At 58.5% G+C, this 19127-nt stretch carries 20 protein-coding genes; 12 read left to right on the forward strand and 8 right to left on the reverse strand.

Going from position 1 to position 19127, the window contains the following annotated elements; translation table 11 throughout:
- Positions 1-196: 196 nt before the first annotated feature.
- Both ACJ8PL_RS12940 and ACJ8PL_RS12945 read left to right on the forward strand, forming a co-directional pair.
- Positions 197-1198 (forward strand): glycosyltransferase, encoded by a 1002-nt coding sequence (locus ACJ8PL_RS12940; RefSeq protein ID WP_028127489.1) that lies wholly within the window; start codon positions 197-199, stop codon positions 1196-1198.
- A 70-nt stretch (positions 1199-1268) separates the two neighbouring features.
- On the forward strand, positions 1269-1508 hold the full coding sequence (locus ACJ8PL_RS12945; RefSeq protein ID WP_015378151.1) for a YoaH family protein: 240 nt from the start codon (positions 1269-1271) through the stop codon (positions 1506-1508).
- 34 nt (positions 1509-1542) lie between these two features.
- Here ACJ8PL_RS12945 and purT read toward each other — a convergent pair whose 3' ends face one another.
- A complete protein-coding gene (purT, locus tag ACJ8PL_RS12950) occupies positions 1543-2721 on the reverse strand; it encodes a formate-dependent phosphoribosylglycinamide formyltransferase (RefSeq protein ID WP_049299172.1) in 1179 nt (392 codons plus the stop codon).
- A gap of 246 nt (positions 2722-2967) precedes the next feature.
- Between purT and cspE the strand changes: the two genes are divergently transcribed.
- From cspE to yebF, 5 genes are all read left to right on the forward strand, one after another.
- Positions 2968-3177, forward strand: a complete 210-nt coding sequence (gene cspE, locus ACJ8PL_RS12955; RefSeq protein ID WP_004927572.1) for a transcription antiterminator/RNA stability regulator CspE — start codon at positions 2968-2970, stop codon at positions 3175-3177.
- A gap of 147 nt (positions 3178-3324) precedes the next feature.
- The gene (gene dbpA, locus ACJ8PL_RS12960; RefSeq protein WP_274984945.1) at positions 3325-4707 is read left to right on the forward strand and encodes an ATP-dependent RNA helicase DbpA; all 1383 of its coding nucleotides are present in this window, start codon (positions 3325-3327) and stop codon (positions 4705-4707) included.
- 88 nt (positions 4708-4795) lie between these two features.
- The gene (locus ACJ8PL_RS12965) at positions 4796-5119 is read left to right on the forward strand and encodes a YebG family protein (protein WP_016927414.1); all 324 of its coding nucleotides are present in this window, start codon (positions 4796-4798) and stop codon (positions 5117-5119) included.
- A gap of 39 nt (positions 5120-5158) precedes the next feature.
- Positions 5159-5467 carry a N(4)-acetylcytidine aminohydrolase gene (gene yqfB / locus ACJ8PL_RS12970; RefSeq protein ID WP_004927562.1) on the forward strand — a complete coding sequence of 103 codons (309 nt, stop codon included), beginning with the start codon at positions 5159-5161 and terminating at the stop codon, positions 5465-5467.
- Between the two features lie 70 nt (positions 5468-5537).
- A complete protein-coding gene (gene yebF, locus ACJ8PL_RS12975; protein WP_016927415.1) occupies positions 5538-5897 on the forward strand; it encodes a protein YebF in 360 nt (119 codons plus the stop codon).
- 57 nt (positions 5898-5954) lie between these two features.
- Here yebF and ACJ8PL_RS12980 read toward each other — a convergent pair whose 3' ends face one another.
- The 5 genes from ACJ8PL_RS12980 to mdtH all read right to left on the reverse strand — a co-directional run bounded on the left by ACJ8PL_RS12980 (position 5955) and on the right by mdtH (position 10646).
- Positions 5955-6518 carry a lipoprotein gene (locus ACJ8PL_RS12980; protein ID WP_016927416.1) on the reverse strand — a complete coding sequence of 188 codons (564 nt, stop codon included), beginning with the start codon at positions 6516-6518 and terminating at the stop codon, positions 5955-5957.
- Between the two features lie 152 nt (positions 6519-6670).
- A complete protein-coding gene (locus ACJ8PL_RS12985) occupies positions 6671-8311 on the reverse strand; it encodes an ABC1 kinase family protein (protein WP_442531202.1) in 1641 nt (546 codons plus the stop codon).
- A 32-nt stretch (positions 8312-8343) separates the two neighbouring features.
- A complete protein-coding gene (gene grxB, locus ACJ8PL_RS12990) occupies positions 8344-8991 on the reverse strand; it encodes a glutaredoxin 2 (RefSeq protein ID WP_049299174.1) in 648 nt (215 codons plus the stop codon).
- Positions 8992-9118: 127 nt separating this feature from the next.
- Positions 9119-9367, reverse strand: a complete 249-nt coding sequence (locus tag ACJ8PL_RS12995) for a hypothetical protein (RefSeq protein ID WP_016927419.1) — start codon at positions 9365-9367, stop codon at positions 9119-9121.
- A 73-nt stretch (positions 9368-9440) separates the two neighbouring features.
- Positions 9441-10646, reverse strand: a complete 1206-nt coding sequence (gene mdtH / locus ACJ8PL_RS13000; RefSeq protein ID WP_442531203.1) for a multidrug efflux MFS transporter MdtH — start codon at positions 10644-10646, stop codon at positions 9441-9443.
- 346 nt (positions 10647-10992) lie between these two features.
- Between mdtH and rimJ the strand changes: the two genes are divergently transcribed.
- From rimJ to murJ, 4 genes are all read left to right on the forward strand, one after another.
- On the forward strand, positions 10993-11577 hold the full coding sequence (gene rimJ / locus ACJ8PL_RS13005; protein WP_028127485.1) for a ribosomal protein S5-alanine N-acetyltransferase: 585 nt from the start codon (positions 10993-10995) through the stop codon (positions 11575-11577).
- A 9-nt stretch (positions 11578-11586) separates the two neighbouring features.
- Positions 11587-12234: a YceH family protein gene (locus tag ACJ8PL_RS13010; RefSeq protein WP_016927422.1), complete on the forward strand. Its 648-nt coding sequence runs from the start codon at positions 11587-11589 to the stop codon at positions 12232-12234.
- Positions 12227-13147 carry a Gfo/Idh/MocA family protein gene (locus tag ACJ8PL_RS13015; protein ID WP_261104916.1) on the forward strand — a complete coding sequence of 307 codons (921 nt, stop codon included), beginning with the start codon at positions 12227-12229 and terminating at the stop codon, positions 13145-13147. The genes ACJ8PL_RS13010 and ACJ8PL_RS13015 overlap by 8 nt, the downstream gene beginning before the upstream one ends.
- 106 nt (positions 13148-13253) lie before the next feature.
- Positions 13254-14789: a murein biosynthesis integral membrane protein MurJ gene (murJ, locus tag ACJ8PL_RS13020; RefSeq protein ID WP_442531204.1), complete on the forward strand. Its 1536-nt coding sequence runs from the start codon at positions 13254-13256 to the stop codon at positions 14787-14789.
- Positions 14790-14851: 62 nt separating this feature from the next.
- Here the strand turns inward: murJ and argS are convergent, their stop codons facing one another.
- On the reverse strand, positions 14852-16582 hold the full coding sequence (argS, locus tag ACJ8PL_RS13025) for an arginine--tRNA ligase (RefSeq protein WP_016927425.1): 1731 nt from the start codon (positions 16580-16582) through the stop codon (positions 14852-14854).
- An 827-nt stretch (positions 16583-17409) separates the two neighbouring features.
- On the opposite strand from argS, the gene ACJ8PL_RS13030 reads away from it, so the two are divergent.
- Complete coding sequence (locus tag ACJ8PL_RS13030) at positions 17410-17976, forward strand: VOC family protein (RefSeq protein WP_016927427.1); 567 nt, start codon at positions 17410-17412, stop codon at positions 17974-17976.
- On the opposite strand, the gene ACJ8PL_RS13035 is transcribed toward ACJ8PL_RS13030, so the two are convergent.
- Positions 17973-19121 (reverse strand): MalY/PatB family protein, encoded by a 1149-nt coding sequence (locus ACJ8PL_RS13035; protein WP_016927428.1) that lies wholly within the window; start codon positions 19119-19121, stop codon positions 17973-17975. The genes ACJ8PL_RS13030 and ACJ8PL_RS13035 overlap by 4 nt on opposite strands.
- Between the last annotated feature and the right edge of the window lie 6 nt (positions 19122-19127).

Consider the following 19127-nt stretch of genomic DNA (forward strand, 5'->3'; position numbering starts at 1 on the left):
CGCCGCCCTTTGGAATTAATGGCTTAATTACTCAGCGCTTTTCTGGCGCTGGTTTGAGAAAGAAAGGCCGGTTCGGTCCCATTAGTCACCGCGGGAATTTGCAGGTTTCACGCCTATCCCAAGCGTACGCTGACCGAATGAGTCTTTTAGAAAAATAAAATTATTATTTTGTTACATTATCATTGAAGAGCTGACTATGTCGTTAATGCTGAGCGTGATCGTCCCGATGCACAATGCGGGGGAGTTATTGGAGCCTTTCCTGGCCTCGCTGCTGGCCCAGCGTGAGCAACGGTTGGAGGTGATCATCGTCAATGATGGTTCCACTGACGGTTCGGGAGAGATCGCACACCGTTACGCGGCGGTACATCCGCATATTCGTGTGATCGATCAGGCCAATGCCGGTGTTTCTAACGCGCGTAATGCCGGGCTTGCCGTTGCCCAAGGCAAATATGTGGCGTTTCCCGATGCCGACGACTTGCTGGCGCCGGAGATGTATTCCACGCTGCTGGAACAGGCGGAACAACATCAATTAGACGTGATGCAATGTAATGGCGAACGCTATTTTACCAGCCAAGATGAATTGCAGCTGATTTTTCCTGAGGCGCGTTTGCGCACCACCGATGTTATCACCGGCGTGCAGTGGTTTGAACGTGCGCTGAAATCGCGAAAGTTTATTCACGTTGTATGGCTGGCAATATATCGCCTCGACTTTATTCGCCAGCATCGGCTTTATTTCGAGCCGGGATTACATCACCAGGATATTCCCTGGACGACGGAAGTCATGTTTAATGCCAAACGGGTCAAATATTTAAGTACGCCGCTGTACCGTCAACGGGTGCACGACAAGTCGATCAGTAACCGTCGCCGCATCGGTAAGGCGAACGTGGAGTATCAACGCCACTATATGAAAATCGTCGAAATGCTGGAGCGGCTCAACCAGCGCTATGCGGGCACTGTCGCCATTCGTCCGGCTTTCCATTGGCAAATCACCCGCGAAGCGCTGGGCATTTGCCACAGCATTCGTCGTGAGCCGGAACCGGCCGCTCAGAGTCAGATCACCGAAGAGTTCTATCAGCGCGGCATCGACAGAGCGATGTTCGCCAATGCGCGCGGCCTGAAGCAGGGGTGGCATGTCATGCTGTGGCGGCATCGCCTGAAGCAGTGGCGCAACGATAACGGCTGTTCGCAACCGGCCTGAGGCACCAGACGTTGGGATCCGCCGCGTTAGCGCGTATACTCCTTCTCCCTTTTGCCGGAGAGAACGACACATGCATGCAGGTATGCCATTACTGAATCACGCGGAGCAGCAGGAAGCGGCGGATCGCATCCATCAACTGATGGAGCAGGGCATGAGCAGCGGTGAGGCCATTGCTCGCGTTGCGCAGGAAATTCGCGAGAAGCATCAGGGCGCTCAGGTTGCGGTACTGTTCGATGATGAAGACGAGCAGCATGAGGCCGCACCGGAGGCGTCGCGGGATGACGATGCTGAAGAAGACGAAGACTATTGACGTTATCGGGGCCGCGCATGCGGCCCCGTGAGTATCAGCCGTTGACCGCCACGGCGGCGGCGGCTTGTTTCGCTTGCTCCACCGCCAGTTCCGTCGTGCTCGCCGTCGCCAGCGCCACGCCCAGGCGACGCTGCCCGGCGATCTCCGGTTTGCCGAACAGACGCAGCTGGTTGTGCCCGCGCAGCGCATTTTCCAGGCTGCTGAAACGCACATCGCTGCTGGTGAGCTGCGGCAGGATCACCGCTGAAGCGGAAGGGCCGAACTGGCGGATGGCGCCAATCGGCAACCCGAGAAACGCGCGAACGTGCAGGGCGAACTCGGACAGATCCTGTGAGATCAACGTAACCATGCCGGTATCGTGCGGCCGCGGAGACACTTCGCTGAAGATCACGTCGTCGCCGCAGACGAACAGCTCCACGCCGAACAGTCCGAACCCGCCCAGGGCTTTCACCACCTTCTCCGCGATAGCCTGAGCACGGCTCAACGCCGTAGCTGACATGCGCTGCGGTTGCCAGGATTCGCGATAATCTCCGTCTTCCTGACGATGGCCGATCGGCTCGCAGAAATGTACGCCGTCCACGGCGCTGATGGTCAGCAACGTAATTTCAAAATCAAATCTTACCAACCCTTCGACGATCACCCGGCCGCCGCCGGCGCGTCCGCCCTGTTGCGCGTAATCCCAGGCGCTTTGCAGCTGCTCAGGCGTGCGGATCAGGCTTTGTCCTTTGCCGGAAGAACTCATCACCGGTTTGACGATGCACGGGTAGCCGATGTGCTCGACCGCTTGCCGGAAAGTCGCTTCGCTGTCGGCAAAGCGGTAGCTGGAGGTGGGCAGGCCAAGTTCTTCCGCCGCCAGACGGCGGATGCCTTCGCGGTTCATGGTCAGGCGCGTGGCTTCGGCGCAGGGCACCACGCGGTGGCCCTGACGTTCAAGTTCGACCAGCATGGCGGTGGCGATCGCTTCGATTTCGGGAACGATATAGTCCGGCCGCTCTTGTTCGATAACGGCTTTCAGCGCGTCACCGTCCAGCATATTGATGACGTGACTGCGGTGCGCCACATGCATGGCGGGGGCGTCGGCATAGCGATCGACGGCGATCACTTCCAGACCGAGGCGCTGGCATTCAATGGCGACTTCTTTACCCAGCTCCCCGGAGCCGAGCAACATGACGCGGGTGGCGGAAGGACGCAGGGCGGTTCCAATCGTTAACATAGTTTCGTACCTGGATCGGTGAAAGTAAGCGGATTGATGATCGGCGGGCAGTATATACGAAAACGATTGCGTTCACAGCCGCCACGCCAGGTTTGTTGCTAACTTACTGTTTTTATAACAAGCAGAAATATTTGCCCTGCCTGGGCGATTGTGCGTTAATAAGCGACGGCGAAAGAAGGCCTATATATAGCAAGGTTTTCGCGTCTCGTGCCGTCAAGGCAGGTTTATCAAGTAAAGGAAACACAAATGAGCAAGATCACTGGTCACGTTAAATGGTTCAACGAAAGCAAAGGCTTCGGCTTCATTACGCCTGCCGACGGTTCTAAAGACGTTTTCGTTCATTTTTCCGCTATCGTTAGCGATGGTTTCAAGACCCTGGCTGAAGGCCAGCAGGTTGAATTCTCCATCCAGGACAGCCAACGTGGCCCTGCCGCAGCCAACGTCGTTGCGATTTAACGACTGCGTTGCCAAGAAACCCGCCGCCGGCGGGTTTTTTTATGCCCGCAGCCCGTAACGCCGCCCATCTCTGTTATCATTTACCGCTGATTCGGCGCCAACCTGCGGGCGCGCCGCCATTCCATTCGTCATATAAGAGTTATCGCCGTGAGCACAGTTTCTTTTTCTTCCCTGCCGCTGCCAGCCGAACAGTTGGCCAACCTCAACGAACTGGGGTACGCCGAAATGACGCCGGTGCAGGCCGCCGCGTTGCCCGCTATCTTGCAAGGGCGAGACGTGCGCGCCAAGGCGAAAACCGGCAGCGGCAAAACGGCGGCATTTGGCATTGGCTTGCTGAATAACATCGTCGTTACTCAGGTTGCCACACAGGCGCTGGTGCTCTGTCCCACCCGCGAGTTGGCCGATCAGGTGAGCAAAGAGCTGCGTCGCTTGGCGCGTTTCACGCAAAACATCAAAATTCTGACGCTGTGTGGCGGCCAACCGATGGGGCCGCAGCTCGATTCGCTGGTGCATGCGCCGCACATCGTGGTGGGGACGCCGGGCCGTATCCAGGAACACCTGCGCAAGAAAACGCTGCAGCTGGACGAGCTGAAGGTGCTGGTGCTGGATGAGGCCGATCGCATGCTGGACATGGGGTTCGCCGACGACATCGACGATGTGATCAGCTATACGCCGCCGCAACGTCAGACGTTGCTGTTTTCCGCCACGTACCCGGCAGGCATCGAGCGCATCAGCGCGCGCGTTCAACGCCAGCCGCTAAGCGTCGAGGTGGACGATGGCGAAGCGCAGACCTCCATTGAACAACGCTTTTATGAGACTACGCGCGATCAGCGCCCAGCGCTGCTGGTGTCGGCCATTCGCTATCATCAACCTGCGTCTTGCGTGGTGTTCTGCAATACCAAACGCGACTGTCAGATGGTGCTTGAGGCCCTGGAGGCCCGCGGCATCAGCGCGCTGGCGCTGCATGGCGATCTGGAACAGCGCGACCGCGACCAGGTGTTGGTGCGTTTCGCCAACCGCAGTTGCCGGGTATTGGTGGCGACCGACGTCGCCGCACGCGGGCTGGATATTAAAGAGCTGGAGCTGGTGGTCAACTACGAACTGGCGTTCGATCCCGAAGTGCATGTGCACCGTATCGGCCGCACCGGCCGCGCCGGCATGAGCGGGCTGGCGATCAGCCTGTGCACGCCGCAGGAAATGGCGCGTGCGCACGCGATTGAAGACTATCTGCAGATGAGCGTCGACTGGTCGCCGGTGTCCGAGCTGAGCGGGGCGGCCAACGGCTCGCTGGAGGCGGAAATGGTGACGCTGTGCATCGACGGCGGCCGCAAGGCGAAGATTCGTCCCGGCGATATCCTTGGCGCGCTGACCGGCGACGCCGGGCTGACGGCGGCGGAAGTGGGCAAGATAGACATGTTCCCGGTGCATGCCTACGTCGCGATCCGCAAAGCCAGCGCGCGCAAGGCGCTGCAACAGTTGCAGCAGGGCAAAATCAAAGGCAAAAGCTGCAAGGTGCGGCTGCTGAAATAAGCCGAAGGCGGGCGGCGGTTTGCCTTCCCGCCACGATCTATTTATGCTGTACATAATTACAGTGATTTGAGTATTTGAGGACGCACGCATGGCGGTTGAAGTTAAATATGTGGTGGTGAGAAACGGTGAGGAAAAAATGACTTTCGCGAGCAAGAAAGAAGCCGACGCCTACGACAAAATGCTGGATCTGGCGGACAACCTTGGGGAGTGGCTGCTGCAGGCGCCGCTGAACCTGGATGACGAACAGCGCGAAGGGCTGAGCTTCTTCCTGGCGGAAAATAAAGATGCGCTGGGTCTGATTCTGCGCGGCGCATCGCCGGCGGAAACCCTCAAGAAACCGGCGGAAAGCAAAGCGAAAAAAGCGGCCTCTAACCCAAAAGAGGGATCTGCGTCAGAAAAGCAGGCGGCATAATGACTTATGTTGCGGTGTTGTGATGAAAAAGGATCTAAAATGAGCCGTGAAATAACTTTCTTCAGCCGCTTTGAGCAAGACATTCTGGCCGGGCGCAAAACCATCACCATTCGGGATGCCAGTGAGTCGCACTTCGAACCGGGCGAGGTATTGCGCGTCAGTCGCAATGAGGACGGCGTATTTTTCTGCTTTATCGAAGTGCTGTCGGTAACGCCGGTGCGCCTGGATGCGCTGACCGAACGCCACGCGCAGCAGGAGAACATGTCGCTCGGCGAACTGAAGCAGGTGATCAAGGAAATCTATCCGGGCCTGGATGCGCTGTTTGTCATTGAGTTCGTCAAACGGTAACCCTTTGCCGACGCCCTGTTGTGAGCCAGGGATGGGCGCCCGGATAGCGCTAATCACAACGGGAGGACATATGAAAAAAACGGGTTTGGCTATCGCCTTGTTGGCCATGATGGGAGCATCGACGGCGGTGTGGGCGCAGGATCACGAACAGCGCGCCGCCAAGGTAGGCCAGTGTGCGGGTCTGCAACCGGCGGATATCGCCGCCCAGGTTAAGCGCGACTTCTTGCAGAACCGCATTACGCGCTGGGAGTCGGACAAAAAGCTGCTGGGCACCGCAACGCCGATCGCCTGGGTTAGCCCGGATGCCATCAGCGGCAAGGATCAGATATGGCAGGTGCCGTTGACGGTGCGTGGCACCAAGGCAGATAAAACCTACAACGTGACGCTCAACTGCAACACCGGTGAAATCGCCTACAGCGCCCCGCAGTAACGCTTTCCCGGCAATAAAAAGCCCGCCGAGCGGCGGGCTTAATGTCCTCAGACGGTGTCAGTCGCTGAATGGGATCACCAATTCACCCGGTTTCACTTCCAACCCTTTCGCCAGTTTTTTCGCCAGCGCTTCGGTTTTGCTGTTGTCAGGATTCAGCACATAAGCCGGCTTTTGGTCGAAGTAGGATTTCAGCGACTGGTTCAGATACGGCGTCAGCGCTTTCATTACCGTCTGCATTTTTTCCGGCTGCACGCTGTAATCGGTCAGCTCCATGTCCTTCAGGAAAATGGCGCCCTGCGCCCGGTCGTAGACCGGCTGCGCCTTCAGCGTCAGCTTCAGATCCGCGGTCTGCGGGCCGAGAATCGACGTGATGTTGACCTTGGCGTCGCCGGAAAGGGTGACTTTACCCGGTTCGCTGCGGCCGATTTGGCTTTGCAACTGAGTCAGCACGATGTTGGCGTCCAGCAGGCCGGGCACGCCGATCTGCTTCTGGTAGTCGTTATGTTTCTGCAGGTAATCATTCACTTCCTGCTCGCTCAGGGTGTACTGGGTCAGTTGATTGCAACCGGCCAATACGCCGGCGAACAGCAGGGCGGCTGCGCCCATCAGGATCTTCTTCATTAATGCCTCATTGCGACTGCTGGCGAAAAGTGCTGCAGATAATTGATTAATCATTATAAACGTTCCGCCTGCGCGTGAAAACGGCAGGCGGCGATGTGCAGAGGATAGTGCGCGCAAAAGCGGGCGACACCTATCGGATAACGCCGAAAGCGTCAGCGCCGCAATCGCAGCGCCAAGAGGATCACGCCGGCCAGGCAGGCCGCTCCCCCCAACAGCGGGAACAGCGGAATGCCCCACAGCTGCAGTGAGGAGTGCATCAGATAAGGCGCCAGGCCCAGGGCAAAAGCGGCGGTGACAATGGCGATAGCCAGGGTGACGGCGGCGCGTTCCAACGCCTTGCTCAACTGGCCGAGATTACTGACGTTGATATCGGCATTGAGCTGCCCGCGTTTTAGGCGGCGCACCAACAGCCGCAGGGTTTGCGGCAGTTCTTCCCCGGCGTCGAGTGCTTCCCCGCCCAGGGCCAACAACCGCTGGCGCACGGCGTCAGGGGCATAGCGTTGCAGCACCGTTTGTTGCAGCATCGGTTTGAGGGTGGCGACGATGTCGAAGGCCGGATCCAATCGGTGCAGCACGCCGTCGGTGGTGATTAACGCCTTGAACAGCAGCACCAGATCGGGCGGCAGCGCCAACTGGTGTTCACGCGCCATCATCAGCAGGTCGGTCAGAGCCTTGCCCAACGTCAGGGTGGTGGCGGCCTGTTTGTCGAGAAAGTTTTGCGCCGCCAGCTCCAGATCCATCAGATCCAGCGGCTCGCTGTCCGACCAGGCGATCAGCGTGTTGACGATGCCTTCGGACTGACGATCGGCAATGGCCTGCAGCAGCAGGAGCAGCTGGTTGCGCCGCCGTTCGGACAGCTGGCCCACCATGCCGAAGTCGATGAAGCCGACGCGGTCGCCGCTCAGCGCCATCACGTTGCCGGGGTGCGGATCGGCGTGATACAGCCGGTGCTCCAGCACCATGCTCATAAAGGCGCGGGCGCCGCGCTGCGCCAGCAGCGGGCCGTCAAAGCCCGCTTCCGCCAACTGCCGGGGGTTCTCCGGCGCGGTGCCGGGCAAGTACTCCTGCACTAACAGACGTGGGGAAGACCATTGCCAATAGATTTTGGGCACGACCACGTCGGGTTCACGCGCGAACATGCCGGCGACGCGATCGCAGTTATGCCCTTCATGGGTCAAATCCAGTTCATGATTGAGCGCCGTCGCTAGCGCTCTGACCATCTGCCGTGGTCGATAGCGCGCCAGCGCCTGACTCTGCTGCTCTACGGTTTCCGCCAGCGAGGCCAGCAGCCGCAGATCGGCGTGAATGGTTTTCGCCAGGCCGGGCCGCAGCACTTTCACCACCACTTGTTCGCCGCTGTGCAGGCGCGCGCGGTAGATTTGCGCCATCGACGCCGCCGCCAGCGGTGTGCGATCGAATTCAGCAAACAGTTGCTCGGGATCATCGCCGAGATCGGCAACGATCTGCGGCGCCAGCGTTTCCCATGGCAGCACCGCCGCCTGGCTGTGCAGGCGATCCAGTTCGTCGGTCCAGGCCGGATCCAACAGGTCAGAACGCGTGGCCAGGATCTGGCCGAATTTGACGAAGGTTGGGCCTAGCGCCTCGAGCGCTTCGCGCAGCCGCTCGGGCAGGGTTTGTGCGTCCAATTGGGCGGGTTCAGCGCGGGCGCCGCGCAGCAAAGCCCCCAGGCCTAGCAGACGCAGAACGTCTTGCAGGCCGTAACGAATCAGAACGGAGGTAATTTCCTTCAGCCGCGCCCGATCGCGAGCGGTGGCGAGCACCATTTTCAGCATCAGTACGCCATATCCTTTGGGTTATTCAAACGTTATTGTTCCATGTCCAGCAGCAACGGCACTTCGCTGCGTTGCGCCATGCGGTTGCGGTAGGTTTCCACGTTGTCCGGCAGAGCAACCCCGGCGACGATCGACAACGAGCGCAGCAGCGGGAACAGGTGGATATCGTCTTCGGACAGCTCGCCGTTTACCGCTTCGGCGGAGACGATCAGCGGTGACAGGGTTTGCAGATCGGCCTCCAGCTGGGCGATCAGATCGGCGCTGTTGGCGAGATGCTCGGCGAAATCACCGATTGACGCCTGCTTTTTATCGATAAAATAACGGCGGGCGCTGTCGGTGGCGAACTCTTCGAAATCGGCATGCGCAATACGCGGCAACAGCAATTTTGCGCTGTACTCGCCGACCCGCTGCAGCCACTCGGCAATGGCGGGGTTGGTGCGGCCGGTCAGCACCGGCTTGCCGTCCAGGTTATCGACATAGCGTACGATATCCAGGCTTTCCGGCATCGCTTCGCCGTTGTCTTTGACCAGGATAGGCACCATTTTTTGGCCGATCAGGTTGAGCGGGGTCGTCTCATCGTCGTTGAGCAACGTGACCAGGCGAATCGGCAGACGTTTCAGGCCGAAAATCATGCGGGCTTTAACGCAGAATGGGCAATGATCGTAAATGAACAGTTTCATGCTTGCTCCGGGTTGTCAGGTTTTAACAGCAGTAGTTACCACAGCTTATCGAGGCTGTCTTGATGTGCGTGTGTTGGATGGTGCGTTATTGCGATATTGCCCGCGCACCGGCGCGGGCTAGGGGGCGTTATTTCTTGGCCGGTACCGAGTTGAGCACATCGATCAGGTGAATGCGAGCTTCTTCCAAGTCGATTTTGTCACGTTCGTTGGTGGCGGTGACGACCTGCAGCTGTTTGATAATATCGTTTTTCAGGCCGGCGTCGCTGGCGAGGATATGGGCCAGGGCCTTTTCCACCAGGGTGGAACGCGCATAAATCATGCGCAAGTTCAGTATCATATGTTCGAGTAGTTGCGGTAATTTTGCTTCTTCGTTCATGCCGACGGGCTCCTGTGGGTGTTTTTACTAACAGGATAGCAGCTGTTGCCGATTCGGCCGGATTTCTATGGCGTTAACCGCCGCGCAGCATCATCGATGCACTGCGCCGCGGGCTGAACTGCCAGTACAGCGCCAGCAACGTAGCGAAGCCCACGGTTCCAAGCAGCAACCAGGGTAACTCCGGCATGTTCATCGTCCGTCCGGTATCGTACATCCAGCCGCCGCCGGTGTAACCTAACGCGCCACCCAGCGCCAGACCAAGGCGGCTGAAGCCCATATAGCTGCCACGCGCACGTGGATCGGCCAGTGAAGCGCTCAGCGTCTCGCGCGCCGGTTCGGCGATGATCGATCCCAGATAGAAGCAGCAGATCAGCGTGAACACGCCCTGCAAGCTGGTGGCGAGACCGATCGGCAACAGGCTGAGCGTCATCAGCAACAGGCCCGCCATCAGGCGCTGCTCAAGCCGGAAGTGTTTTTCTCCCCAACGCGCCAGCGGATAGAGCAGCGACAACGACAGCGCCGCTTCAATCGCATACATCCATTTCACCGCCGCCGGTGAGCCGGCGATTTCGTTAACCACGATCGGCATCATCAGCATCACCTGTACCGCCAACATGTAATAACCGGTCAGCGTCAGGACATAGGTGAGGAAGCGGCGATCGCGCACGACCCGCAGCATGCCTTCCTTCATCGGTATACGCACGGTAGAGATGCGGTAAGCCGGCAGTAGCCAAGCGTTCCAGCCAGCGGCGAGCACGAAGATCGCCGCTCCCACCCAGCAGACAAAGTGGAAATCGTACTGCAGCAGCCAACTGCCGAGCAGCGCGCCGACCACCGCACCCGCGCTGTCCTGCATCATCAGCAGCGAGAAAAAACGGCCGCGTTCATGCGGGCGGGTCAACTTGATTACCAAAGCGGTGCGCGGCGGATCGAATAACGTGCCGCCCAGGGCGGACAGCGCGCAGGAGAACCACAGGATCCAAGGCTCATCCGCCATCGCCATGGTAGCGAAACCGGCGGCGCGCAGCAGCATGCCGGTGACGATCATCGGCTTGGCGCCGAAGCGATCGGCGATGGCGCCGCCAAAGATGCCGAGCCCTTGTTGCAGCAGCTGGCGCAAACCCAGCGCGATGCCGACGATCAGCGCCGCCCATCCTAATTGATCGACAAAGCGGATCGAAATAAGCGGGAACACGACAAAGAAGCCTAAAACCACCAGCAGGTTGTCGAGCAACAGAAAATATTTACCCAAGCTGCGCGCTTGCGACACCAGAGACATGAATCACCATGAGCAATTAAGAGAGAGGGGGAAGGCAACCCCACCATTCTCTACCCAATTGCCGGACGGCGACAGGGGCGGAGTAGATAATATTTTTTTATCGTCAAGGTGTTACTTGCGCTGCAAAATAGGCGGAAAAACGCCGTAAAACGCGTATTCGGTGATTTACTGAGCGACCGGGATTTTACCTTGAGGGCGGGCTACGGTTATATTGAATGCAGGGAAGTGCGGTTCTGAGGCGCTATTGGCTAAATAAAGTCATGGCATTAGATCGGCGCCGGATAATTAACCATGCGACTTCCCAATAAATACTTCTTATCGAACCGTTTTGACTGCGGGGGAAATGATGTTCGGCTACCGCTCTGCATCGCCAAAAGTACGTCTTACTACCGACCGGATGGTGGTCCGTTTAGTGCATGAACGGGACGCCTATCGTCTGGCGGATTATTATGCCGAGAACCGAGCCTTTCTCAAACCCTGGGAGCCGGTGCGCGACGAAAGCCACTGTTATCCTTCCGGCTGGCAGGCGCGTCTGGGCATGATCGCTGAAATGCAAAAGCAGGGCAGCGCCTACTATTTTATCCTGCTCGATCCGCAAGAGCAGGAAGTGCGCGGCGTGGCGAACTTCAGCAACGTGCTGCGCGGTTCGTTTCACGCCTGTTTCCTCGGTTATTCGCTGGGGGAGAAATGGCAGGGACAGGGGCTGATGTTCGAAGCCTTGCAGTCCGCCATCCGCTATATGCTGCGCCAACAGCGCATGCACCGCATCATGGCCAACTATATGCCGCACAACCAGCGCAGCGGCGCATTGCTGACGCGTCTGGGATTCGAACGCGAAGGTTACGCCAAGGATTACCTGCTGATCGACGGCCAGTGGCAAGACCACGTTTTGACGGCATACACCAATAAAGAGTGGCTCCCCCCACGTTGAGGCCAAACGATGAAATATGAATTGAACGCCAGAGAGGCTCGGGTTATCGGCTGCCTGTTGGAAAAACAGGTCACGACCCCGGATCAATACCCGCTTTCGCTGAATGCCATTACGCTGGCATGTAACCAAAAAACCAACCGTGAACCGGTGATGGATCTGAGCGAAAGCGAAGTGCAGCAGCTCCTCGATCTGTTGCTGCGCAAACATTTCCTGCGCACCCTCAGCGGGTTCGGCAACCGGGTAGTGAAGTACGAACAGCGGTTTTGCAACTCCGAGTTCGGCCAACTGAAACTTTCGCCCGCCGAACTGGCGGTGATCGCCACATTACTGCTGCGCGGCGCGCAAACGCCCGGCGAGCTGCGCACCCGTACCAATCGGATGCACGAGTTCAGCGATGTCAGCGAAGTCGAACAGGTGTTGCAACAGCTGGCCACGCGAGAAGATGGCCCGTTCGTGGTGCGCCTGGCGCGTGAGCCGGGCAAGCGCGAAAGCCGATTCATGCATCTGTTCAGCGGCCAGATTGATGAAGCGCCGCCCGCGGCGTTCGAACCCGAGGACGACGGCGAACTGAGCGCCAGGGTTAGCGCATTGGAAAGCGAAGTGGCGGAACTGAAACGGCAGTTGCAACACCTGTTGGTGAGGGATGCGAATGACTAAATTGCGTGTAGGCGTGGTGGGATTGGGCAGTATCGCGCAGAAGGCTTACCTGCCAATCCTCGGTCAGGCGGCGGATTGGACTCTGGTGGGCGGTTTTTCGCCCAATCAGCAAAAAGCGCAGCCGCTGTGCGACAGCTACCGCATGGCCTGTTTCTCTCGGTTGGACAGCCTGGCCGAACAGTGCGACGCGGTCTTTGTTCACAGCAGCACCGCCAGCCATTTTTCGGTAATAGGCGAGCTGCTGAACCGCGGTGTGCACGTTTACGTCGATAAACCGCTGGCGGAGACGCTGGAGCAGGGCGAGCAGTTGCTTGAGTTGGCCGAGCGGCGGGGCAAAACGCTGATGGTGGGGTTCAACCGCCGTTTCGCACCGCTTTACCGGCAGCTCAAGCAGCAAATGAATCAGCCGGCCTCCATTCGCATGGATAAACATCGGGCGGACAGCGTCGGCCCGCGCGATCTGCGTTTTACCCTGTTGGATGATTACCTGCACGTGGTGGACACGGCGCTGTGGCTGGCGGGCGGAGGCGAGCAACTGCTGAGCGGCAGCGTGCGCGCCAACGCCGCAGGCGAAATGCTGTACGCCGAGCACCACTTCGCCTGCGGCGAAACGCAGGTGACGACCAGCATGCATCGCCGCGGCGGCAGCCAGCGCGAAAGCGTGCAGGCGGTGACCGACGGCGCGCTGTATCAGTTGACCGATATGCGTCACTGGCTGCGTGAAGATGCGCAGGGCGAGTTGGAACAACCGGTGCCGGGCTGGCAAAGTACGCTGGTGCAACGCGGCTTCGACGGTGCGGTGCGGCATTTCCTTGATGCCGTCGCCAATCAGAGCGCGCCGGAAACCGGCGGCGAACAGGCGCTGTTTGCCCAGCGGGTGGTCGAGCGTTTGCTACGGGATAACTCTATGTAACATATGGCGGTAGCTATTCTTTTCCGGATGCGTAAACTGAGCCGATTGTTTCACTGACGCCTGCTGTTGCAGGCGTTGATATTTACGGTACCTATCAGACAAGCACATGAACCTACTCAAATCCTTGGCTGCCGTCAGCTCGATGACGATGTTTTCGCGGGTGTTGGGCTTTGCCCGCGATGCGATCGTCGCGCGGGTGTTCGGGGCCGGCATGGCAACGGACGCCTTCTTCGTGGCGTTCAAACTCCCGAATCTGTTACGCCGTATCTTTGCCGAAGGCGCGTTTTCGCAGGCCTTCGTGCCGATCCTGGCCGAATACAAAAGCCAGCAGGGCGACGAGGCGACACGCACGTTTATCGCCTATGTCTCCGGGCTGCTGACGCTGGTGCTGGCGGTGGTGACGGTACTGGGGATGTTGGCCGCGCCCTGGGTTATCTATCTCACCGCGCCGGGCTTTACCGATACGCCCGACAAGTTTGCCCTGACGTCGGCGCTGCTGCGCATCACATTCCCCTATATTCTGTTGATCTCGCTGGCGTCGCTGGTGGGGGCGATCCTCAATACCTGGAACCGCTTCTCGATCCCGGCCTTTGCGCCAACGCTGCTTAACGTCAGCATGATTGGCTTCGCGCTGTTCGCCGCGCCGTATTTCCACCCGCCGGTGCTGGCGCTGGCCTGGGCGGTGGTGGTAGGCGGCGTGCTGCAACTGGGCTACCAGCTGCCGCACCTGCGCAAGGTCGGCATGCTGGTGCTGCCGCGCCTCAAATTGGGCGATGCCGGAGTCTGGCGGGTAATGCGTCAGATGGGGCCGGCGATCCTTGGGGTGTCGGTCAGCCAAATCTCGCTGATCATCAACACTATCTTCGCATCGTTCCTGGTATCCGGCTCGGTGTCCTGGATGTACTACGCCGACCGCCTGATGGAATTTCCTTCTGGCGTGTTGGGTGTGGCATTAGGCACCATCCTGCTGCCGTCGCTGGCCAAAAGCTTCTCAAGCGGCAACCACGACGAGTATTCGCGCCTGATGGATTGGGGGCTGCGCCTGTGTTTTCTGCTGGCGCTGCCGAGCGCCATCGCGCTGGGCATTTTGGCCAAACCGTTGACCGTCTCGCTGTTCCAGTACGGCAAGTTCAGCGCCTTTGACGCGGCGATGACGCAACGTGCGCTGGTGGCTTACTCGGTGGGGCTGATGGGGCTGATCGTGGTTAAAGTGCTGGCGCCGGGCTTCTATTCGCGGCAGGACATCAAAACGCCGGTCAAGATCGCTATCATCACGCTGATCATGACGCAGGTGATGAACCTGGCGTTTATTGGTCCGCTGAAGCATGCCGGCCTGGCGCTGTCGATCGGCTTGGCGGCTTGCCTGAACGCCTCGCTGCTGTATTGGCAGCTGCGCAAGCAGAAGATTTTCCAGCCACAGCCGGGTTGGGCGCTGTTCCTCACTAAGCTGGTGATCGCCGTGCTGGCGATGTCGGCGGTGCTGATTGGCGTGATGTGGCTGATGCCGGCTTGGGATCAGGGCAATATGCTGGAACGTTTGCTGCGTTTGGCTGCGGTGGTGGTGGCCGGTGTGGTGGCCTACTTTGGCGTGCTGGCCGGGTTGGGCTTCCGCCCGCGTGATTTTGCGCGCCGCGTCGCCTGAGCCGAATGCAAGAACAAAAAAAGGTCGCCTTGGCGACCTTTTTACTTTCCGCGCGGTGCGGCTTACATGCGTTCGACGGTTTCGATGCCCAGCGTGTCCAGGCCGGTTTTCAGCGTTTTAGAGGTCAGCAGCGCCAGCTTCAGGCGGCTCTGACGGGTTTCTTCGCTGTCGGCGTTCAGGATCTGGCAGTGCTCGTAGAAGCTGGAGAACAAGCCGGCCAGATCATACAGGTAGCTGCACATGACGTGAGGCGTGCCTTCACGTGCAACGGTGGTGAGCACCTCTTCGAACTGCAGCAAGCGGGTAGCCAGCGCAATTTCACGCTCTTCGGTCAGCGTCAGCGGCAGTGTCAGGCTGCTTTCGTCGATCCCGGCGCGCTTGAATACCGATGCCACACGGGTATAGGCGTATTGCATATAAGGCGCGGTATTGCCCTCGAAGGCCAGCATGTTGTCCCAGTCGAAGACATAGTCGGTGGTGCGGCTTTTCGACAGATCGGCGTATTTCACCGCGCCGATGCCGACCACGCGGGCCACGGTCTTCATTTCATCTTGCGGCATGTCCGGGTTTTTGCCGGCGATCAGCTGTTCGGCGCGTTCGATGGCTTCATCCAGCAGATCGGAGAGCTTCACCGTGCCGCCCGAGCGGGTTTTGAACGGCTTGCCGTCTTTGCCCAGCATCATGCCGAACATGTGGTGCTCCAGCGAGACGGACTCCGGCACGTAACCGGCCTTGCGCACGATGGTCCAGGCCTGCATCAGGTGCTGATGCTGGCGGGAGTCGATGTAATACAGAACGCGGTTGGCGCCCAGAGTTTCGTAGCGATACTTGGCGCAGGCGATATCGGTGGTGGTGTAGAGGTAGCCGCCATCCTTTTTCTGGATGATGACGCCCATCGGGTCGCCGTCCTTGTTCTGGTATTCGTCGAGGAACACCACGGTGGCGCCTTCGCTTTCCACCGCCAGCCCTTTGGCTTTCAGATCGGCGACGATGCCCGGCAGCATCGCGTTATACAGGCTTTCGCCCATCACGTCGTCTTCGGTCAGCGTGACGTTCAGGCGGTTATAGGTCAGCTGGTTTTGCGCCATGGTGATGTCGACCAGCTTGCGCCACATTTTCAGGCAGTACTGATCGCCGCCCTGCAGCTTCACGACGTAAGCGCGCGCGCGCTCGGCGAACTCGGCGTCTTCGTCGTAGTGTTTCTTGGCTTCGCGATAGAACTGTTCCAAATCGGACAGGCCCATATCGCTGGCGTTTTCGTTCTGCATTTTTTCCAGGTAGGCAATCAACATGCCGAACTGAGTGCCCCAGTCGCCGACATGGTTGGCGCGAATCACTTTATGGCCCAAAAACTCCTGGGTACGCGCCGCGGCGTCGCCGATGATGGTGGAGCGCAGGTGGCCGACGTGCATCTCTTTCGCCACGTTTGGCGCGGAATAGTCGATAACGATGGTTTGCGGTTCAACCGGCGCAATGCCCAGCTTCGGTGCGTTCAGCACCTGATCGGCCTGGCGGGCGACCCAATCGCTGTTCAGGAAAATGTTGATAAAGCCGGGACCGGCGATTTCCACTTTACCGGCGACGTCGCCGAGATCCAGCAGTTGCACCACTTTTTCCGCCAGCTGACGGGGCGGCATGCCCAGCTTTTTGGCGACTGACATCACGCCGTTGGCCTGGTAATCGCCAAACTGCGCCTTGGCGGAAGGGCGGACCTGCGCTTCGCAATCGGCTGGCGCGCCAGCGGCGATCAGCGCCTGGCTGACTTTATCTGAAAGAAGAACCTGAATATTCACCGGGTTACCTTAATGACGAACGAGGGGCTGAAGCCAGCCCCTGCGGGATTCAACGGTGGCGGGCGCGATGGGCGACCGCCACAAAACAGCCTGTAATTGTAACCGATCTGACGAAGCCCGTCAGCAGTTGGCGCGGCCGCTGCGATGAAACAGTTGTCGGGTGCGGCGCGTTGATTGCCGAAGGTGAAAGCAGAATGACCTGAACAGAATGTACGAAGGGGAGAGTTGCGAAGCTAGCGTTTTTTATTGCGGCGACCTGCATCCAGCGTGTTGACGCTGCGTGATTTGAAATGACGGTAGATGGCGTATACGGCGATAATTATCAACACCAAGGATATCGTCAGCAATAACATAATGATCATCTCGAATTTAAATTTCCTCCAAAGTAGCGGAGTTGTCTTGGTGAATCAATTGTCTGGGGGTAAATTAAGATAATCCTTAGCTTCCCATCAATTAATGGGGTTTATTTTCTTTTTTTACAATAGGTTGTGCTTATGGTTTTATGTGACTTCGATAAGTGAATCAGGTTTGATTAAACCAGACTATTCAATCGACTTGACCAATGGAGTGCAGAGGGTTTTGTGCAAAATAACTTAAATCATAACGTCATGAAGAGAAGGTATAATGGCTTGCGAAAAATCTTATTTTTTATTTTTCTGTTGCTTTAATAAGCTGTCATCTTAATAAGAAACTGGTTTTTATTCTCCCCGTCCGCAACCAAAAATCATTCTGAACCGCCGCCGAAAAACGTCGCCACGGTGGCGAGCGCTGCCGCCACCGTGTAAATTACGGCGTTTAACTTTACGCTCCGTTGTTTTGAGGTTTCTATGACCACTCCCTTGCAGACCGTTGCCGAGCTTGACGATCTGACGCTCGATTTGCCGCGTTTCGAGCAGGCGCTGTATCAATTTGCCGCCAAATTGCGGCTTGATCTGGCCGCGTTCACCGCCGATCACATCTCCCTGCGCTGTCACCAGAATGCCACCGCTGAACGTTGGCGCCAGGGGCTGATGCAGTGCGGGACACTGCTATCCGAATCAATGATCAACGGGCGGCCTATCTGTCTGTTCGATTTGTCTCAGCCGCTGGCCGTAGGGCCGTGGCGGATAGACTGCATCGAGCTGCCGTATCCTGGGGAGAAGCGCTATCCGCACGAAGGCTGGGAACACGTCGAATTGGTGCTCAGTGGCGATCCTCAGACGCTGTACGCTCGGGCGTTGAGCCACCTTGCCGATGAGGCATTGTTGGCGCCGGGGATCAAGCTGAAGCAAAGCTCGCCAAAAGGCGAGGGCGAGCGGCTACCGAACCCGACGCTGGCCATCACCGACGGAACGGTCACGATCAAGTTTCATCCGTATTCCATTCGAGACATCGTCGCCAGCGAACAAGGTTAGCCAGGCAGCGCCGCACAGGCTCGCGCCATGCGATCGAGCGCTTCATCGAGCAGGGCCCATCGGCAACCAAAGTTAAGCCGCACAAAGCGCCGATCGCCGAAATCCAAACCGGCGCTTAATCCAACGCCCGCGCGCTCGAAGAACTGATGCGGATTGTCCACCGGCAACGCGCCGCAGTCGATCCAGGCCAAATAGGTGGCTTCAATCGGCAACAACTTCAATCCCGGCATGGCGTTGATGCGTTCTGTCACCCGATCGCGATTGGCGCGCAGATAAATCAACTGCTCGTCCAGCCAGGGTTGCCCGTATTGATAGGCCGCCTGGGCGGCGACCAGCGCCAGCAGATTGACCTCCGGCACGATGCCGCTGCGCGCGCGTTTCAGCTTTTGTCGCAGCGCCTCATTAGGGACGATCGCCATCGAGGCGCCGAGCCCGGCGAGATTAAACGTCTTTGACGGCGACATCAGCGTCACGCTGCGTTGGGCCGCGTCTTCATTCAGGGTGGCGAAGGGGATATGGCGCGCGCCGGGCTCAAGCAGCAGTTCGCAGTGAATCTCATCCGAACAGACGATTAAATCGTGTTCGCGAGCGAACCGGTGGTGCTGCAACAGCTCCTCTCGGCGATACACGGTGCCACCGGGGTTCTGCGGGTTGCACAGCAACAGGAGTTTTTCGTTGCCGTTGAGCCGATCATGCATCGAGGAAAAATCCAGCCCCCAACGCTGGTTGACCGCTGTTAGCGATACCGAAAGGTGTTTACGCCCGGCGAATTTGGCCGCTTTGCGAAACGGCGGATAAATGAGCGAGGGGGCCAGCGTGCTCTGATGTTCTTCGGTGCAGGCTCGCACGCACAGGTTCAGGCCGCACACCAGGCCAGGCAGGAAAATGATCCATTCAGGCTTGATGTGCCAATCGTAGCGCTCTACCATGCGGCGGGTAAAAACCTCAATAAGATCAGGGGATGGGTGGGTGTAGCCGAATACGCCGTGTGCTACGCGGCGCTGCAAGGCTTCGATCACCGCCGGCGGTGAGGTGAAATCGCTGTCGGCGACCCAAAGCGGGATGATGTCGCTGCCGCGATATTTATCCCACTTAACGCTGTCACTGTGACTGCGGTCTACCCATTGATCAAAATTGAATGCCATAGTGAT

Origin of the sequence: Serratia sp. CY83965 (assembly GCF_052166375.1) — a bacterium.
Taxonomy (GTDB): domain Bacteria; phylum Pseudomonadota; class Gammaproteobacteria; order Enterobacterales; family Enterobacteriaceae; genus Serratia; species Serratia marcescens.

Bases quoted from the DNA above. Each gene is read 5' to 3' on its own strand.
- ACJ8PL_RS12940 (WP_028127489.1), top strand. From the start codon at position 197: ATGTCGTTAATGCTGAGCGTGATCGTCCCGATGCACAATGCGGGGGAG.
- ACJ8PL_RS12945 (WP_015378151.1), top strand. From the start codon at position 1,269: ATGCATGCAGGTATGCCATTACTGAATCACGCGGAGCAGCAGGAAGCG.
- purT (WP_049299172.1), bottom strand. From the start codon at position 2,721: ATGTTAACGATTGGAACCGCCCTGCGTCCTTCCGCCACCCGCGTCATG.
- cspE (WP_004927572.1), top strand. From the start codon at position 2,968: ATGAGCAAGATCACTGGTCACGTTAAATGGTTCAACGAAAGCAAAGGC.
- ACJ8PL_RS12965 (WP_016927414.1), top strand. From the start codon at position 4,796: ATGGCGGTTGAAGTTAAATATGTGGTGGTGAGAAACGGTGAGGAAAAA.
- yqfB (WP_004927562.1), top strand. From the start codon at position 5,159: ATGAGCCGTGAAATAACTTTCTTCAGCCGCTTTGAGCAAGACATTCTG.
- yebF (WP_016927415.1), top strand. From the start codon at position 5,538: ATGAAAAAAACGGGTTTGGCTATCGCCTTGTTGGCCATGATGGGAGCA.
- ACJ8PL_RS12980 (WP_016927416.1), bottom strand. From the start codon at position 6,518: ATGAAGAAGATCCTGATGGGCGCAGCCGCCCTGCTGTTCGCCGGCGTA.
- ACJ8PL_RS12985 (WP_442531202.1), bottom strand. From the start codon at position 8,311: ATGCTGAAAATGGTGCTCGCCACCGCTCGCGATCGGGCGCGGCTGAAG.
- grxB (WP_049299174.1), bottom strand. From the start codon at position 8,991: ATGAAACTGTTCATTTACGATCATTGCCCATTCTGCGTTAAAGCCCGC.
- ACJ8PL_RS12995 (WP_016927419.1), bottom strand. From the start codon at position 9,367: ATGAACGAAGAAGCAAAATTACCGCAACTACTCGAACATATGATACTG.
- mdtH (WP_442531203.1), bottom strand. From the start codon at position 10,646: ATGTCTCTGGTGTCGCAAGCGCGCAGCTTGGGTAAATATTTTCTGTTG.
- rimJ (WP_028127485.1), top strand. From the start codon at position 10,993: ATGTTCGGCTACCGCTCTGCATCGCCAAAAGTACGTCTTACTACCGAC.
- ACJ8PL_RS13010 (WP_016927422.1), top strand. From the start codon at position 11,587: ATGAAATATGAATTGAACGCCAGAGAGGCTCGGGTTATCGGCTGCCTG.
- ACJ8PL_RS13015 (WP_261104916.1), top strand. From the start codon at position 12,227: ATGACTAAATTGCGTGTAGGCGTGGTGGGATTGGGCAGTATCGCGCAG.
- murJ (WP_442531204.1), top strand. From the start codon at position 13,254: ATGAACCTACTCAAATCCTTGGCTGCCGTCAGCTCGATGACGATGTTT.
- ACJ8PL_RS13030 (WP_016927427.1), top strand. From the start codon at position 17,410: ATGACCACTCCCTTGCAGACCGTTGCCGAGCTTGACGATCTGACGCTC.
- ACJ8PL_RS13035 (WP_016927428.1), bottom strand. From the start codon at position 19,121: ATGGCATTCAATTTTGATCAATGGGTAGACCGCAGTCACAGTGACAGC.